Origin of the sequence: Thalassolituus maritimus, assembly GCF_900156675.1 — a bacterium.
In the GTDB taxonomy this organism is placed as follows: Bacteria; Pseudomonadota; Gammaproteobacteria; order Pseudomonadales; family Oceanobacteraceae; genus Thalassolituus; species Thalassolituus maritimus.
Genome location: NZ_FTOH01000002.1, coordinates 148,077 through 165,449, shown reverse-complemented (window position 1 = coordinate 165,449; position 17,373 = coordinate 148,077). Strand labels below are relative to the sequence as shown.

Here is a 17,373-nt window from a genome sequence, read left to right as displayed (position 1 = left end):
AATTGAAAAGAGACAGGGCGAGCTGCCGTCGCCCTGATTTGTCATTGAATGGAAATCTGATTGAGCCGATACCTTATTGAGCCAAAACATGGGTGGACTCACCCGCTTTCAGCTTGCCACTGGATTTCATGATGTGCTCACTGCTGTCTGGTAGAACGATCTTCGAATTCAGTCCCCATGTGCAATAACCATCTGAACCGCCTTTATCGCAGAAAAGATACATTTTAAGCGGGAGTGCAATGGCCTCACCTGACTTAGTCATCAGTCCTTTCCCGTTAAAGTATCCAGTATTCGATCTTTTGGTGCTGTTCTCACTCAGAGAGAGCTTGACGGGTGTCTCTACCACTTCAAATTCATGGGCTACATTATCGGTCAGTTGGACGTAGAAGCCGTCGTCGTGTTTCACGCCTCTGTCTGTAAGAGTGATAAACGATAACGACGGTGGCGCTACGGATAATTTATATCCAAGGCTAACTCCCTCCCCAGTTGACGAGTTGGTTACCAGAGTAAGATCGTAGTCACCATCGGATAGAGTGAGAGGTATAAAGAAATCAATTTCTTCATCTCGGTACTGCACGTTTGAAATTTTAGTGACATCACTGCCCTTCTGCAGATAGACCAGCAGAGTTTTATTTTTCAGCCCTTTCAGGTTTGATCCGGTAAGGGTATTCACCAGGCCCGGTCGCAGGTAGTTGTCTTTGGTACCGGAAAGTGTGAGTGGACCTTCCCATTTAAAGGTTTTACCGGGTACCGGTAATTCTGAATCCGGGAAGCCGGTAAATGCGTCGGTGTCGTAGGGGAGCTTGATATTTAACGCGGTACGGACAGTACCGCTCTTCATTGAACCAAGGGTTGTCTTTAATTCTGCAACACCAATAACAAGTTTACTTTTGCAGAGGTCACTAAGCTCTGTTCTGTGCGTACTGTTTGTCTGAAGGGTGGCTTTCCGTCCTCGTGAATCTGTAAAAACAACTTCCGGGAAGTATTCATAATCTGAGTCAGGATTACCTGAACTATCAAATTTCTGGTTTGTGATGTGACAGCCTTCTATCTCCAGCGTACCCGTTTCATCGTCGGCCGATAACACACTGACATAAGGCGTTCGGACCGCCGTGACTTCGGCCTTTGGTTTAATGCTGAAGGTAATATATTTAGGCTTAGTATAGATATTCCATTGATCTACGGCTTTGGTTACTGCATCTGCAATTTTCAAAGGTAGCGCTATTTTCCCTACCACCTTGGTTGTTCCAGAGACAGCAGATCTGGCTGAATTCATAGCTGCTTGTTTAGCAGCGGTACTGGTAAAGCACTCTGTGGCACCCTGAGCACCGGCTACCGCTGCGGCAGTAATGTATTCAAGCGCGTATTTAATGACAGTTTCACTCAGGATATCGAACTTCTGTTTATCTGTGTTAGCGCCACGCATTTTCTGCATAGTATCCAGAAACGTACTCATCATGGTGGCTTTGCCAATGGGCTTTTCGAGCATTTCCTTGACCATACAGAATGCTGGAGAAGACTTGTCACTGGCAGTTCCTGTCGCTGTCGCAATCATTTCTATAATGACTTTTTCAATGAGAGTCCGTGACGCGATATAGGCATATTCGTCTTCGAATTGGGGCGGCAGGTCATCAGTAGACAGCAAACCGAATCCGCCCGTAATAATATCGACAGTACAAGGTTGCATACGACAGAGTGGTGCGCCGCTGTCCGTGGTCAGGTAGACAATTGATGAAATACCAAACATACCGAACCCTTTCGGGCCGACCATATCTTTATCGAAATATTCATTTATCTGATGAGTTCGCAGCCGTTTTCCATTTCTATCGATAGCCCCCACACTGGTATACACCGGGGTGTCATTGTCGACGCAAAGGTCGGATGGCCATGAGTTAGCCGGAACCTGTTCGGCTTCCCAGGGGAGCTGAGTACAAAAAACATGCCCTTTCCGGGCAATGCTGATATCCGCAAAGGTTTTTCTACCCGGGATGCCTCTTTGATTGCTCACGGTAACCAGTTGTTCGAAAAGAGGGTCCGTACCCGCAAATATGCCTTGAGCAGAAATACTGCCTGGCGGAGTGATCCACGTTATTCCTGCATTCAGATACGAAGCGTAGCTATCTGCTGATGCTCCCGGAGTCACTACACCGTTCTGCTCATCCCGGATCATGGCGATCAGATCGTTGAAGCCTGATAGGTCGGGTAAGTAGGCACGATTCTTTCGCCAGTTGGTGCTCGACATTCCATGACTATCCAGTAACTGCACCAGCCAGGTCTCGAGCGTGGATTCAGGACCAACAATAATCGTGTCCTCATCTGGCCAAACCTGCGCGGACAATGATGTGGGGATATCTGGATGAGTAAAATAAACCCGGAGTGGTTGTCCGGCTGGAACCCGGAGTGTGGGGCTTTCATCGAGGTGCGCTACGCCATCGGTAAAAATGGTTAACCAGCCAGAGGACGTCAGTTGGTTATCCGCGCTCAGAGTGATGTGTCGATAAAGATCCAGGTACATTCTGTACGTGTGACCTGATGTTCCCTCCCAGTTAAGTACCTGGCTCTCTGGAAACTCAGGGAGTGACAGTATCGCGACATAGTCTCCCAATGGGGCAATATTAACTGGGGTATTTCCTATTTTTATCGAGGTAATTGCCGAGAGGTTTTCTCCGTACAGTGTGACCTCTTCACCCGCGTAGAGGCTCTCTGTCATTGGAAAAACAATTGGGTCATCCGCACCGAACCATTGAACGGCCTGTCCTGCGGTAATTTCGTTTTCACGAATGATGGCTACTTGATGTACTTGTAGTTCTGGTACGTCGAGCAGGTTTTGCCCGGGTTGAACAGGCTCAGACCAAATCTTTCCTTCGCCTCTCCATTGCACCCAAAAACGACTCCCATCGTCGGGCGCATAAACAAAAAGAGTAACGGTTTCACCGGCAATCACTGTATTTTTTAAGTCGACCTCTGTGCTGCTGGTGGTTCTGTTACTGTGCAGCTCAAAATGGACTTCAGGAGTGCTGATCAGTGCAGGTGCATCAGTCGGAAAAGGATCATCCGGATCTTCAATACCATCTCCATCGCTATCTGGGATGGTGTAATCATTTTCGACCACGGAAATCTGCTCTTCGTCTGGAGTCGTGAGATCCGCTGTAGCGGGGGCGCGCTCCGTCGTCAGTACATTACTTTGCTGACTTTCTGACTGGTGGTTGCAGCCCACCGTCAGCAGGGTAGTGAGGATGAAAGGAATGGAATAGACGAACTTCATGGCTGACCTCCTGCGCCCTGCACATCAATCTCTAAGGTCATCACAGTGCTGTTGCCTTTGCCGTCGTCGGCAGAAAGGCTAAGCGAATATAGGCCCGGTGAAACACCCATGCGGTAGAGGTTGTAGTAGGTGCCGCCTATTGTTTCGTCGTAAATACCAAATACAAAGGCATCGTCCAGGCTTTTCGTTGTGTAACAACTGGCGTCTTCTAGCAGCGGATTAATATTCAGACCAAAATCGGCGGTGTACTCATACCAATGGCAGACACCTTCACCGGCACCGCTATCGCCATTTACCATCAGGCGGTTGTTCCAGTAGCGTAGGTTGCCAGCGAAGTTGTTGATGCTGATTTCGGTCAGATCACCCCCTGCATCGGTGCTGAACAGGTAAAAGTCCTGATAATTTTCAGTAATGCTGAAGTAGATTTTCTCGTTCATCACAGCAGCCTCGGAGAACTGCATGTAGTTGAGGTCATCAAGTCGGCCGGCAAGCAGGTCGGTGGAGATTTCGGTCAGCCCGGTGTCGCCATCCTGCCATGCCCACGCCATTACTTTATTACTGTCGCCGTCCATGCCCTGCCCGATAAATACCAGGCCGTTTTCGATGTTGAGTACCCGCGAACCGAAATTACTGAGCGGCATCAGGCCGATGGTGGTCGCGGTGCCAGTTGTACTTCCATCAAGGTCAAGAACACTCAGGTCGATGTAGTATTTGTAGACTCCGTCTTCGATCACCTGCACGTTGCGGGTCAGTAAAATGGTATCGCCCACACTGAACAATCGGCCAAGGCTTGTTGTGTAGTTTGGATCACCCGTGAATACAGGTATCAGATCTTTACTGCCATCGCCGGCTGAGCAGGCGACAGTATTTACAGCAGAAAGACAGGTACGGTTACCCAGAATCAGAGCCGAGGTGTCGTAATTACTGCACTCTATGCCGGAATCCGAGAAAGTGTCGGTTGTTCGGTCGAGAATCTGCCAGTTACCGCCATAGCCGCAGTAATAGAGACCACCTTCCGGATCAATCGCGTTGCCCCAGACACCGTTAAAGCCCGGGGCGGTGGCAGTTTTAACAGCGCCATCTTCGATACGGTTGATCAGCGTGTTGCCGGTGTCTGGGTCATTGCTGTCAAAGTAGACGGCATCACTGCCCTGTTTCGTGAGCAGGCTACCGAAACCATTGTCAGCATCTTCGTGAAGGAGTTCTGTGCCATTTTCGGGTGTCCAGCCCCAGACCGCAAAAGGAAGTTCCTCATTGCCTGGCATGCTGATCCATGCGATGCCATTGTTCCACAGAGACAGATCGCGGGAGGAGCGTGGCGGAAGTGCTTCGATGCCGCCGCCCGCAGTCAGACTCAATACGTAGTTGCCGGATTCACGTCGTACGTTCATACCGCCCGGCAAACCAGTCAGTTCTCCCAGCGTAATGGGGTCGCCATCCGGCTCGCGCAGGTAGGCTTTCAGTTGCTCTGGCGTCAGTATCAGTTCGGCATCCGCTGTCAGAATATAGGTCGGTACAGCCGTCTGTTCCGGAGCGTCCTCGACCGGCAATACCGTCACGCTGACATCTGCGCTGGCAGTTGCGCCCTGAGAGTCGGTGACGGTAAGACGGAAGCCGAGGTCAGTATTTTCAAGCACTTCAGGCAGGACCAGTTCGCTGTTCGCATCTGAGGCGCTGGTAATTGCTGCATCCGGCCCTGCAATCTGCTGCCATTGGTAGGTCAGAGCGTTGCCATCTGCGGCCGTGCTGTCGCCGCCCTGTAGTTGAACCGTACTGCGCTCGTCTGCATTGGGCTCGCTGATCGCAGCAATGGCCGTCGGGCGTTCAGCGGCTTCCGCCGGCTCGAAGGCCAGCTCCTGATGGAGTTCATTGCCTAACTCATAGAGGCCTGAGTCGCCGGTGTCGTTAATATCGGTCAGAGCGATCTGTAATGTCGCGGCTTCATTGGAGCCGTCGTCGGGCAGCATGACACTGATCAGAGCAATGCTCTGACCTGCACGGAAGCATACCTCGCCTGTTTCGTTCAGCTCGGGTGTTCCCTCCGCCGTGGTTAACTCGTATACCACGCAGACATCGGCCAGAGCGGGGCGCTGCAGTTGTACAGCGACTATGGCAGAGCTGTCGCCGATCAGGCGTTGGAATACCTGTGTTTCCGACGTTTCAAGGGCAATGGTATTGCTGCGTTGGTCGCCATAACAGGTGTTAGATGTGTCGGCTGGACATTGATCGTTAACATCATCGAGGCCGTCAGTATCACTGTCAGCATCCCAGGGCAGTGGCATGTTGGTTGTGGAAAATAACGTCAGTTCGTCCCAGTTGCTTAACCCATCTGCATCCGAGTCTGCGCCAAACTCGCCTAACGAAGTATCAATGGACAGCTCTCTCAGACCATTGGGAAGTAAGGCCAGCCGTAAGCGTTGGCGCATGTTCAGCTCTACCAGCTGCTCGTTGTATAGATCACTGTCTGTGTAGTACTCCGGACAGCGCTCCTCAAAAGCCGCCAGACCTTCTGCGTCCTCTTGCAGTAAGCCCAGTTCGTAATCACTGATATAGCATCCAGTCAGTCGGGTTGTGTACCCGCTTTTTAATTGCTCAGAAACCCAGTCACTGACAGCCAGTGTCGCTGGTGCATTGCCGGGGATGGCGTATGGCTCATCGGTTACTGGAATGTCGGTAATCCACTGCTGAACTGTTGTGCTGTCTGAGGCGAGAGCGCCTTCAAGGCTGCTCTGCACTGAGAGAATAAGTTTCGCGAATGGTGTCACCGAGATTTCGCAGCCCTCTGTAGAGCCGCCGGTATAAAAGGTATCGCCACGGAAGAGGCAGGTACCGGAAAAGGATTCAGGCGCAGTAACGGGGAAGCGCGCACGGTGTTCGCTGAGCCAGTCATCTAACCAGGGCGCAGGACGCTCGCGGTTACCCAGCTCCAGCAGGCGACTTTCTGCACGCTCGTCGGCTTCGTCACGCAGGGCCTGTTCCAGCATCAGAAGCGACAGTGTGGTCGACTCGTGCAGGCCCGGTGAGCCCGCGATGACCAGCTCTTTGCCGAGCCATTTCACCAGGTTGTCGCGCCACTCACTGGCTGAGGTCCAGTCGCCGGCGGCGTCCGGATCTTCGGAAAATTCTACGAATGAGGCGTCACCAACCGGTGGCAGGTAGGTCATGGACGTACGCAGTGATGACACGGACTCACCACGCAGGAATACACCGGAAGCTGCGGGGGCACGGAATTCTGGAATCTGAGTACCTCCCATAACGAAAGCAACCGTGTCTGCAATCAGCTCTGGTTCGATATCGCTGATGCTCAGGCCGGCATTAGTCAGATCTTCGGTGCTGATAAGATCGCTAACATTCCAGATTGGGTCGCCGCTGAAGGTGGTTGCCTGAAGGTCCAGTAACAGAGCCGGAACATCGGCTTGTTGAATAAAATACTCGCGCTCATACAGGCGACGCGCTGCCGGGTACTGTCGATAGCGCTGTTGTTCCTGATAATAAGCGGGTGAACCTACTGCGCCGTAGGCTGAAGACAACGCAGCCTCTGGGTCATCAATGCGGGTGCCGCGCAGCTCTTCGTCGAAGTTGCTCCAGCCATCCTTGTCGTCGTCGTTTAAGGCAGTACAGCGATCTGCCTCTGGCTGCGTGTCAATCTCTGCCTGCGTTACAACACCGCAGCGGATATACGTATCGATGTCGCTCCAGCCGTCACCATCGCGGTCAACATCGGCATCTTCACTCAGCGCGTTCAGGCCCAGCTCGGCCTCGACGATATCCGGAATGCCATCGTTGTCGCTATCGCGCTGTTTGCCCAATGGATGATCACTGGCGACGGTGTAGAGCATTTGTGCGCTGCTGAGCAGCGTCCCGCCCTGAAGAAGCTCAACATTGAGGGTATAGGCGCCATTTTCGATAAAGGTAGCCGTTGCGCTGCGGTTTTCTGTGTCGATATCTACCGATTGCCAGGCGCCTCCGTTTACGCGCCACTGGAGTTGATCGGCGCTACTGGTGCTGCCGGCTGCCATCACCACTCGGACGGTCTGGTCGTAAGAGCCGCTGGTCGGCGAGATATTTAACTCAGCGGTGCTGCTATCGACATTTATTTCCTGCAACCCAATGACTGAAATCAGTGGTTGAGGGCTGGCCAGCGGGGCGGACATGGGTGTTGAACTGGCGGCAAGCGAGTTAACTAACACCTGTTCGTTAGCAGCCGGTACATACAGCGCGTTACGGTAGCGCTCTTCCCAGTCACCGGAGCTGTAGCCAGTAATCTCGCCCGTATCTTCGTTAATTACCCAGTAGCTGTTATAGGCATCATCAAACAGTGATGCCGCGACGGGCAGGCTGGTACCAGTAAGTACCACGGTGGCAATGGCTGAAACAGATAAAAGCTTCATTCGGCACCTCCTGTGCTCGCGCTGTAGGCGGTCCAATCAGACATGCGCCACTCACGCAGCGCATGACGATCATCAAACCAGACGATCTGATAGCGGTACTCCATGCCGCTGATCAGGCCCGCCCGGTCCACAAAAGCAACGGTGGCGAATATTTCGCTGCCACCGGCCTGATCAAGGTCGGCCATCAACCAGATATAAGGATCGTTTAACCACAGTTTTCCGGTATTTTCGGTGCCATCCGGCAATACCGGATTCCAGTATGCAAACTGCAATAGAGGCGACACCTGTATCAGCTCCGAAACCTGCCCTGTACTGTTACGCGTCTGGCGGAACACCATAAAGTTCATTGACGTGTCTATGTCCGCTTTAACCTGTGCTGCCGCAGCTTTGGAGCATTCCAGATGGAGCCAGGTATCCCCATCAACCTCATAGTAGCTGTCGGCATAGCCACTCTGGCTGAGCGAGCGCGCGCATTCTTTACCGTCTGGCAGTTCTATGTACGTCAGTGGAATATGCAGGCCGTTGCTTAACGGACCGCGTATTGGGCTGGCTGCGATCTGATTGTACTGTGGATACAGGTCGTCGCCCTGGGGGATTTCTTCCGCGACTGGCCAGGGAAGCCAGGCGGGAGGCACAGTGGTGGAGCGGGTAACACACACAGGTGCACTCCAGTCCGACATGCTTGGCTTGCTGATATCGGTGGATAGGCCGTACGAGCGCACGCGGGCACACCATTCTTCGGTGCTCGAAGCTTGCGGGGGCAGAGTGAATGTTGCCTGCAAATCGCCACCATTCTGAGCGCCGACAGAAGTGCGCATCGGAGCCAGACCTGCGGGTGCGGTGCGCTCCAGCTCTACTTCATTCACCGTTTGTGGTTGATTGGGCGAGTACCAGTGCAGGGTTGCTTCGCTGCTGCCCAGTAACAGATCGGTCAGACGCGGCGTGACTGGGGCGGGCGCCATGTCATCGGCAACGACCAGACACGGGATCGTGGTGACCGGCGAGATATTGTTGTTGCCGTCCTGAGCGACGGCATAGCCACAGAACTCGCCCTGATCGTGTGTATATTCCAGTACCGGATCAGTTTCGCTACAGCTTGTGCCTACTCGTGTCGAGAGTCCGCCAATGCGTTGATACAGAGTCGCGCAGCTGCCAGCAGGTGGTTGGATTGCAATCGTCACCGGGGTGCGACTGATGCCGCCGTTGAATGGAACGGGCTCATCGCAGTACACAGGCTCAATGCTCATGGTGCCGGAATAGCAGAAGTTATTACCACCGGTTGGGGTCACTTCACATTGACGCTGGCCACTGCCGGTATTCAACGTAAAGGTTGGGAAGCTGTCGTTGCAGGCGTAGTTGTAAATGGCACAGGCATCGCCGCTGTCCGTTGGACTGAGTATCTGCTTCTCTGTTAAGCCCAGATCAACGCCCTGACAACTGGCGCGGATGCTCGATGAATCGAGTGCTGACGAGACCGACATCTGCCATGGCGTGTCTGTACCGCTGTAGTTGATGGCACAGTCGCAGATCTGACGTTCAGGTCGGGTCATACCCACTTCCGGCGCGGCCGGTAAATCACGGTCTGGGAAGTTTACTCGCACAGGCTCCGTCAGCAGGCTGTAGTTGCCACCTTTGCTTTTGGCGGCGATGCGATACCAGTAAATATCGCCTTTGTTGTCGGCGGGTTCTGCGTCGGTAATGCGGACGCGGCCGAGTTCATCAGCTTCAGGAGCAATGCGCGCGGCCAAAAACGGACCGTCGCTGGTGGCTGGAGAGCACTGAGTGCCAGACAGGCGCTCGGTCATATCCGGGTAGCCATCGCCGTCGCTGTCTTTGAACTTACTCGCGGCATCGAAGCTTTCAAAGCGATACAGCAGGTATTCGTCGATCTCGGTATGCACACGTGTTGTCGGGAAAGTCGTGCAATTCTCACCTTCTGGGACAAACTCGATCACACCGTCTTCGACGGCATCTGTCAGGCATATTTCACGACTGTCGCCCGCGCGTTCAAGGTATGAAGTCACGTTGATCGCCGGAAAGCTGAGTTCGGCTTCCTGCGTGGCTTCATCAAGGTACGTACGGATATCCCAGGGCGCAGGTGGGCGCGCCATATCAGGAACCGTCACTATGGTCGCCATGGTCGGGCCTAGCTGACCGCTAAAATCACGCGCAACCAAATAATAAGCGCGTTTATCACCCGGCCGCAGGCCCGCCTTGATCAGGTCTTCACGGGTTTCTAACCATTCAGCCGTATCCGTATTGTCGGGTTGCGATAGCACCAGTACGTCGTTCACGCGCTCAAGGCCCGTAAACTGGGCGTTGCCCTGAGCGTCGGCACTGGCCGCTGCGGCTTCGTTGGCCAGATTGCGAACAGGTGCCGTAGCTACTGAAGCATCAAGGTTGCTCGTGCTGCGGTACAGGTCGTAGCCAGCAACAAACAGACGATGTGCCAGTTCGTCCGCCTGACTGCCGGTCTGGGGGCCATCCCAGTTCAGCGCCACCGTGTAGTGATCGCGGAAATCCGGCTCATCACAGGCGCTCTGCATTACCTGAGCAAACCCCTGGTTCTGCAGCACAGTGGCCGGTTGCGACGTATCTACTTCGGCGTAGCCAACACGGCGCTCGGTGCCTGTATTGCTGACGGCTTTCAGCTCATAAGCAAAAGTGCCTGTGCCCGGATAATCATAGGTAGCACGGTAGCGGGCGGCGGCGACGTTGAAGTCCTGAGTCGCAGTGAAGGAGGTCCAGAAGGTGTCACTGTCTGAGTTCAGGCGATCATAAATACGGCCGGCAAACTGGCTGACGGGAAAATCGCTGACATCGTCATCGCGCGCGGCTTCTTCTTTCAGTGCCGCGACGCGTTCCAACAGACGGCGCTGCTGATGCGGCCCCTGATAGAGCTGGGCGATTTCGGCCTCTGTCATGGTACCTGAGGCCGGGAACTCACCGATCTGAGCGCCATCGCGGTAGAGACGGAACAGGCTGATATCCGCTGGCAGTTCGCCCTCGACCAGATCCCAGCGCAGATACACGGTCTGGGGCGAGCGGGTGGTCCCTGTGATGGAAGCAACCGGCCCCGGTTTTGCCAGCAGGTAGAATTGAGCTTCAGCCATGACGGCCGGGCTGGTGAAGATCGTCAGCGCGGTAATAGTGAGCGCGCTGCATGCTTTCCGAAGCTTGAGCATATTAATGTATCGCACTGACCTTCATCTCCATAATTGACCAGCCATTCATGTAACCCGCACGCAGGATGGCGTCTCCGGTGCCACACAGTTTGTCTTTGCGCGAGCGCTCGACGGACGTCCAGGTCGCCGGCTCACATAGCCCGAGTCCGGCGACGCCGAACCCTTCACCCACAAAGACCATATCGCCATCGGTATTTACCTGCCCCAAGGCACGTATCTGGCCTCGCAGAGCACCGACACAACCGACCTTACCGTAGGCACCACCGCCAACCAGACCGCCTAAGGTGACTGGCGGGCCAGCCAATACCCAGGCGCCGATGTCGGCTGCAGCACCAATCGTCAGCGGGCAGCCATTCGAGTAAATCGGAATAGACGCCGCACCGCGCACATAGGCACCGGTAAAGCCGGTGTCTGGCAGCGGAATAAACTGGGCGACCTTAGGGTCGAGATCCATAAGGATCTCCTGATTACAGGTTTTACCCGCGAGGAAGGCGACTTCCGCCTGAATGGCACTGAAGACTGCACCGGCCGCGGCGCCGAGGTAAATTTCCTCTTTGCCCAGCCCAGCTGCAAAGGCCGGATCATAGATCTGGAATTCGGTAAATTTGATCTCACCCTCGGCACGCAGGCCACCGGCGACACCAATAGGGGAAGGGCCATCGAGCGTAAAGCCGAGATACACCTTAGCGAGATTCAGCTCAGATTCACCGATGTTGGCGGGAACATTGAGAACCGAAATCGTCACGTCAAGATTGCTGTCGTTGTCGCCGCCGCCGCAACTGGCGGACTTGTTATTGGCGGCCCAACTGACGACGTCGAGTGCCGCGCCAAACGTATTACCGGGGTCGCCTTCGGTGGATGGCAACATGGTCCATTCAGCACCGATATGCAGGCGTTCCAGATCATTGCCGGCCACCGTGGCGAAACCATCGAGCGAGGCGCTGGTCAGTGGAATGTTTTTCACCGGCGCCAGAGCGGTGTCCAGTGCGTCGTTGGCTTCATTTTCGACCTTCTGCAACGCCAGTTGAACCGCTTCATTGGCTTTATCGGTCAGGGTCAGCAGTGCATTCTGTAACTGGCGCATCACTTCAACCAGTTGCGTGTTGACCGCTTCACGCACATCGCGAACAGGCTGGCTGTTCATGATGTGAGAGACCAGTAAGCCACGCAGTTGGTCGGCGTTGAGATAAGCGACATCGGGCATGTATTGCGCGGCGGCGGTGTCGATTTCGCTGATCGCTGCGTCGCGGAAGGCGTCGATTTCTACGGTGACTGGCGCGGTAACTTTGACGAATATATCGTCACAACTGAGGTTGTCATCGTGCTGTACGATACAGGTCAACTCACCGTTGGTGGCGTTGTTCATTATGCTGTCCATCAGCGCGACCAGAGCAGCACCATCGGAACCGGAGCTGGCAGTACGCAGTTGCTGCTCTGCTTCATCAAGTGTTTGTTTAAACTCTTTCAGTGGTTTCAGCAGAGTGGTTTCCAGAGTATCGACCGCAACTTCAGCCCGGTTCAGGGCGTTTGTGACCTGCGCAATGCTGGCGTTTATCGTGGCGGTTGCCGTGCCGATCTGAGTCAGTACGTTATTCGCCTCGGCCAATAGAATATTGATGTCACTGCTGCATAGGTTGTTGCGCAGGGCTTCTTCGGCGCTGTCTAAGCGGGAGGTGATTTCTTCCGCCGCGCTCTGAATTTTTTGTTGAGCACTTAGCAGGTTTTCGCGTACCTGTGGATCATCGGCGGCGAGGTCCGCCACCACTATAAGAAGGTCGGAGCCCTGCAGCAGGCCGGCCAGCGTGCGCAGATCGCCGACACTGGAGAGGCTGGATTCAAGATAGCCGTTCACCTCGGCACCAAGAGTACCGGTGTTTTCACACTGAGCAGTCACCACGTCGGTGACATCGGTCAGTAGCAGAGCAATTTCACTGCGCGCGTTCTCAACTTTGGTAATGATGTCCTGTGCTTCGGTAACCTTGCCGTCGACTTCGGAACGCAGTTGATCGAACTGGGTAAAGGGCTGTTCGATTTTACTGATCGCGGTACCCAGCTGCGCTTGTGCGTTATCCAGTTGGTCATAGACGCTTTGCGGTACCGGATCTGTTGGCGTGAGGTCATGAATGTCTTCAATCGTGCTTCGCAGCGGTGCACGCAGTTGAGTTTCAACTTGTTCAACGGCGTCTTTGGCCGGGTCAAACAGACGTTCATCGAGGAGGTTAGTTATTTCACCGGGAACGCTGCGCAGGCGGGCAAGCCCTCCGGCTAAGGTATCGAATGGGTCTTCCTGAGTTGGCAGGGCAGCGCCCACTGCTGCGCCTGTCTGTTCGAGAGCTTCCAGCAGGGCTTTTTCGAGCAATTCATCGACGCCGCGACCGGCAAACTGATTCACCCGCTCGACCTGCGTATTCACTATGCCGAAAGTGGGCTCAATCATTGGCTCATCGATAATACGTGCAGTGATCAGCAGGTCATCGACTTTGGAGAGTCCTTCGCCTTTACCCAGTTCGATCTGAAAGCGGACTTCGCGCAGTTTTTCAAAGTCGGCGCTGGCACCAAAGCTCAGACTGGTGCGCACGGGCTCAATAAAGTTAATCCCAGCGTTCACGTCCATAACGTAGAGGTCTTTTTCCCAGGTACGACCCAGAAAGGTCGCCTGCTCTATGTTGTTGGTATCGGCGTAATATACCGGTAGTCCAAAGCCGAAGCCGGTGTTGCCCCATTCATAGCGGCCGGTGAAGTCATGGCTGTCTGTCTCGCTCAGGTAGCTGAGCAGGTTGATGTTCAGCGCCTCGGTTTTCGCTACTGGCAGGGTGCTCATAATGCCTTCAGGTACCAACACCGTAGGCTCCGCAGACGGCTGGGCCAGACTCAGCGTATTCGCTAGTCGCCCTTCTGCTTCCAGTGCATTCCAGAAGGGCAGTGCTACCCGGCCTTTGATGCCTACGGTGCCATAACGCATGGTCTCTGGTTCGGTCAGATCCATAGGAGCAATCAAGTTGGCTTCGGTGATCTGAACCGGGAAACCTTCGGTGTCATCGCGCTTATCCAGCAGGTATTGGCCCTGGGCACGGGCTTCGGAGGCGGCCAGAGTGCCGTCAGGATTCCAGGTCGTGCTCAGCATCAGTGGGCTATCGAGGGCGAGGAACTGGCTTTCCAACCCTAGCTGAATAAGCTGAGTTTCACTGGCGCAACTGGCCGGTGAGCTGAAGCTCATGTCGATTAAAGTGCTGTCAGCGCGCCAGCTGGCGAGTCGGCAGACATCGCCTCCACATTGTTCCTGCGCCAACACTGAACGGCCGAGTTCGCCATTACAGGCAATGATCTGATTGGTGAAATTGATCTCCCAACCTTCATCTGAGCCATTGCCGCCGGCATCCCCTCTGAGTACCAGACCACCGTCGACCCAGTTGTATTCATCCACTTCGTTCATACGGGTACGGACTGCGAAGCGGTCGAAGGTGAAGTCGTAGCCCTGTAGTGTTGCGTCTACCGGTAAGGTGCTTGGTTCTGCGTTATAGACCCCGGTAACGCCATCATTGCGCACCACCCATTTGGTCGCCACGCTGCTGTCGAATGAGACACTGCCAGAGGCGGTGGTCAGAGTCAGGTCGGTCCCTGCGAGTAGAGCACCGCTGCCTGCGACAGGCTGGCCATTCACCGCGTTGGCGTACTCTTCTGGGCCAAATGTCAGGCCCGGTGGATACTGGTTACCACGGACAAAATCGTCGCTGCCCGGTGCGGCAACCGTGGTTTCGGTGCGGTGTGCCTGCAAGGCTTCAGCGGCGACATCCATACCCGCTGGCGCGTTACCCGGCAGGTTGAGGGTGACGTTGTAGCCAGAAAGTGTCGCATCCGCCGACGACCAGGCGCTGCCTGCGGAGTTGCCACCCCAGCTCAAGGTCGCATCATTAGTCAGCGTGCCACCGGTCGCCACGATGCCCTGAGCAGAAATCGTTGCGGTAGCCGCGCTCATGGCATAACTGTTACTTCCGTTTGTTGTACAGCTCAGATCTGCACAGCCTTTGGTCTGACCGGCCAGTGCATACTCAACGTACGCTTCTGTGGGTGCCAGCTGACCGTTCGTCACATCGGCCGTAAATCCGCCCCATTCAATCACGCCTAACGGATAGGCTGATACCGCTCCGCGGGCATTGAACGTGGTGCTGGTGGTGATGCCATCGACCGTCAGCAGTAATTTGCCTGATTGTCCGTCGATATAGGGGCTGAGGTTGGAGAAACCGGCGTTGGCTCGAGGATCATTACTGGCGAAGCCGGCCTGTGAACGCAATCGGGTATCACTGTACAGCAGCTCAAGCCCTTGCTCGGTGAGGCGGGCGTCGCTGATCGCATATAGGAAAGGCAGATGCTCAGCACCTAAATAAGTAGTGACTGTTACGCTCGGCTGGAGTGCGTTGAAGTCCCAGATAAAGAGCGGCGAGGCACTGCTGGCCAGCTGGTCACCCGCAGGCGAACCATTGAGAACATCCAGCTGCATAAAGTGCCATTCGGGTAGCTCGGAGACCCAGGTGCCTAAATCAATATCCGCCTCGGTGACTGTGGCAGATGCGTTTCCCGAAAGCGTCGCAATATCAATACAGGCGCTGCCGATGACATCAATGGTTGCATCAGGTGCTGCGCTGCTCAGGGCATAACCGTAGCTGTCGCGGATGGCGATGCTGCCCGCTGGACAGCTCAGTGCAGAATCGGTTTCTGGTGCATCAAAGCTCAAGGTACGGTCACCAAAATTAATATCTGCCGGCAAAGGCAGAATTACTGGGCTCGCGGCGCTGACTTCAAGAGCGGCATCGCTGGCGGTCGTTGCCTTGATTTCAATATCGTCGGCATTAGCGGCAGCGTTAACGAGTAATTCAATGGCATTGTTGTCGTTAAGTGCAACGACGGGCAGTTCAGCTATTTCGCCGAATGAGGTGATGCTGGTAGCCGGGAATCGGAACTGGCCGAGTGCAACAGATTCAACGCTGCCATCATCGGCCGTTGCTGTTAGTGCAAGGTCCAGTAACTGATCGCTGCAGCCAGAGCTACAGGCGTCTTTCAAACCGACGCCCAAACGCAGCAGGGGTAATTCCTCAGCAAGTAATATCTGTACGTCTGCCGTTGACTGGCAGTGATCCGCCAGAGGCGCTGCGAAGGCACTGTCCGCTGGTAGCTCGTCACCCTGGCCGCTGCCCAGCAGACATAATGAGGTCGGCGCAACTGCGCTCCCTGTAAGAGCAGGTGCGCCGTCTTTAATGGTGATCGTAGCGCTGCTTTGGCCCAGCGTGACGTCATTTCCACTGGCATCGGTCGCTTCTGTAATACTGACAGTGATGACTTCGTCGCTTTCGGCCTGAGTATCAATGATCAGCTCCAGTGGGATCTCAAGCCTACGATCGGTTCCGGCGAACGTCAGAGTCGTGGTTGGTGTTAGGTAATCCTCGCCCGGTACGGCGTCGCTGGAAGTCACTTCGAGGGTGACGTCGATATCCCCCAGATCAGTACCAGTGCGGCTCAGCTCAAGCGTTGCCGAACCATCGGATTCATACACAGTCGTGCCGCTCAAACTGATGCTTGGTGTCTCGGGATCAAACCAGTGACACAGTGGATTGCAGACCAGTACCGGTACTTCGCCCAGCTTCAGCGGAGGCAGATCACCGAGTACACCGGCAGTGATAATCGCATCGAGAAGCCATTGCGGGTCCATGCCACCAAAAAAATCCAGTGGAGGCGTGCCTTCTGGGTTGCCTTTGACTGGGCCGAATGTCTCTTTGAAATTATCAAAAGCCTGACCCAGACCGCCGTTGGGAAACTCGCCCTGTTTTGACAGCACAAAGGCGGAGAATAGCAGCAGCTGAACAGAAGGATCATTCAGCCCAGCGCCTTCTTTGATATTGCCAAAACCCAGCTGACCCGGATCGGTATCCGGTGACAGGCCAAGCAAACGCATGGTTTCCTGCTCGCCCTGTTTGAGCATCCCGGCATCAGGGTTCTCCGACTGACCAAGGCTCCACTGCGCTGCCAGATCGGTAAACAGGTTAATATTCTGTGGCTGGCCATCGGTGGGAGTAATAGCACGTAGCGGCTGGTTGAGTTGCTGCGGCTCGCCGTTCAGTTCGTTGGTGAAGGTACCGGTGGCTTCGAGATAAACGATATTGCCTTCTGGGGCAGATACGCTGTAGCCGTTGCCGTTGACCTCAGCGGGTAAGGGAGTGCGCTGACCGCTACCGTCCATGCCCCAGGCATTGACCTGCATCTGCTGGAACGGACCTTTTTCAACGACGCCAGAAACTGTGACCATTGGCACCGTGGGGGCTGGATCAGGTATATCAGGCACATCGGTGTCGCTGCCTTTACCGCCACCGGAATCGCAACCCGACAGGACTGCGGCGCAGGTGAGCATGGCGATATAGAAATTGGTGGGTGTCCTGTCCATCAGCTACGTCCCTGAAATCATGGTTATTACCAGAACGCGGAATTTTCCGCTGAATTCAGGTGAGTTTATAGGGTACATTAGGGCCAATACTTTAGTGTG

General features: G+C 54.7%; 4 protein-coding genes. All 4 read right to left on the bottom strand.

The features are described 5' to 3' along the window. Nucleotides 1-73: 73 nt before the first annotated feature. The 4 genes from BW941_RS03560 to BW941_RS03545 are packed head-to-tail and all read right to left on the bottom strand — an operon-like array spanning nucleotide 74 to nucleotide 17,274. The gene (locus tag BW941_RS03560) at nucleotides 74-3,265 is read right to left on the bottom strand and encodes a hypothetical protein (protein ID WP_076514302.1); all 3,192 of its coding nucleotides are present in this window, start codon (nucleotides 3,263-3,265) and stop codon (nucleotides 74-76) included. Then, entirely contained in the window at nucleotides 3,262-7,656 is a 4,395-nt protein-coding gene (locus tag BW941_RS03555) for a PKD domain-containing protein (protein WP_076514301.1), read from the bottom strand. The genes BW941_RS03560 and BW941_RS03555 overlap by 4 nt, the downstream gene beginning before the upstream one ends. After that, nucleotides 7,653-10,856, bottom strand: coding sequence for a hypothetical protein (locus BW941_RS03550; protein ID WP_139325730.1), 3,204 nt, complete (start codon nucleotides 10,854-10,856; stop codon nucleotides 7,653-7,655). Before BW941_RS03550 ends, BW941_RS03555 begins: the two co-directional genes overlap by 4 nt. Further along, the gene (locus BW941_RS03545; protein ID WP_076514299.1) at nucleotides 10,843-17,274 is read right to left on the bottom strand and encodes a Calx-beta domain-containing protein; all 6,432 of its coding nucleotides are present in this window, start codon (nucleotides 17,272-17,274) and stop codon (nucleotides 10,843-10,845) included. The genes BW941_RS03550 and BW941_RS03545 overlap by 14 nt, the downstream gene beginning before the upstream one ends. Nucleotides 17,275-17,373 lie beyond the last annotated feature (99 nt).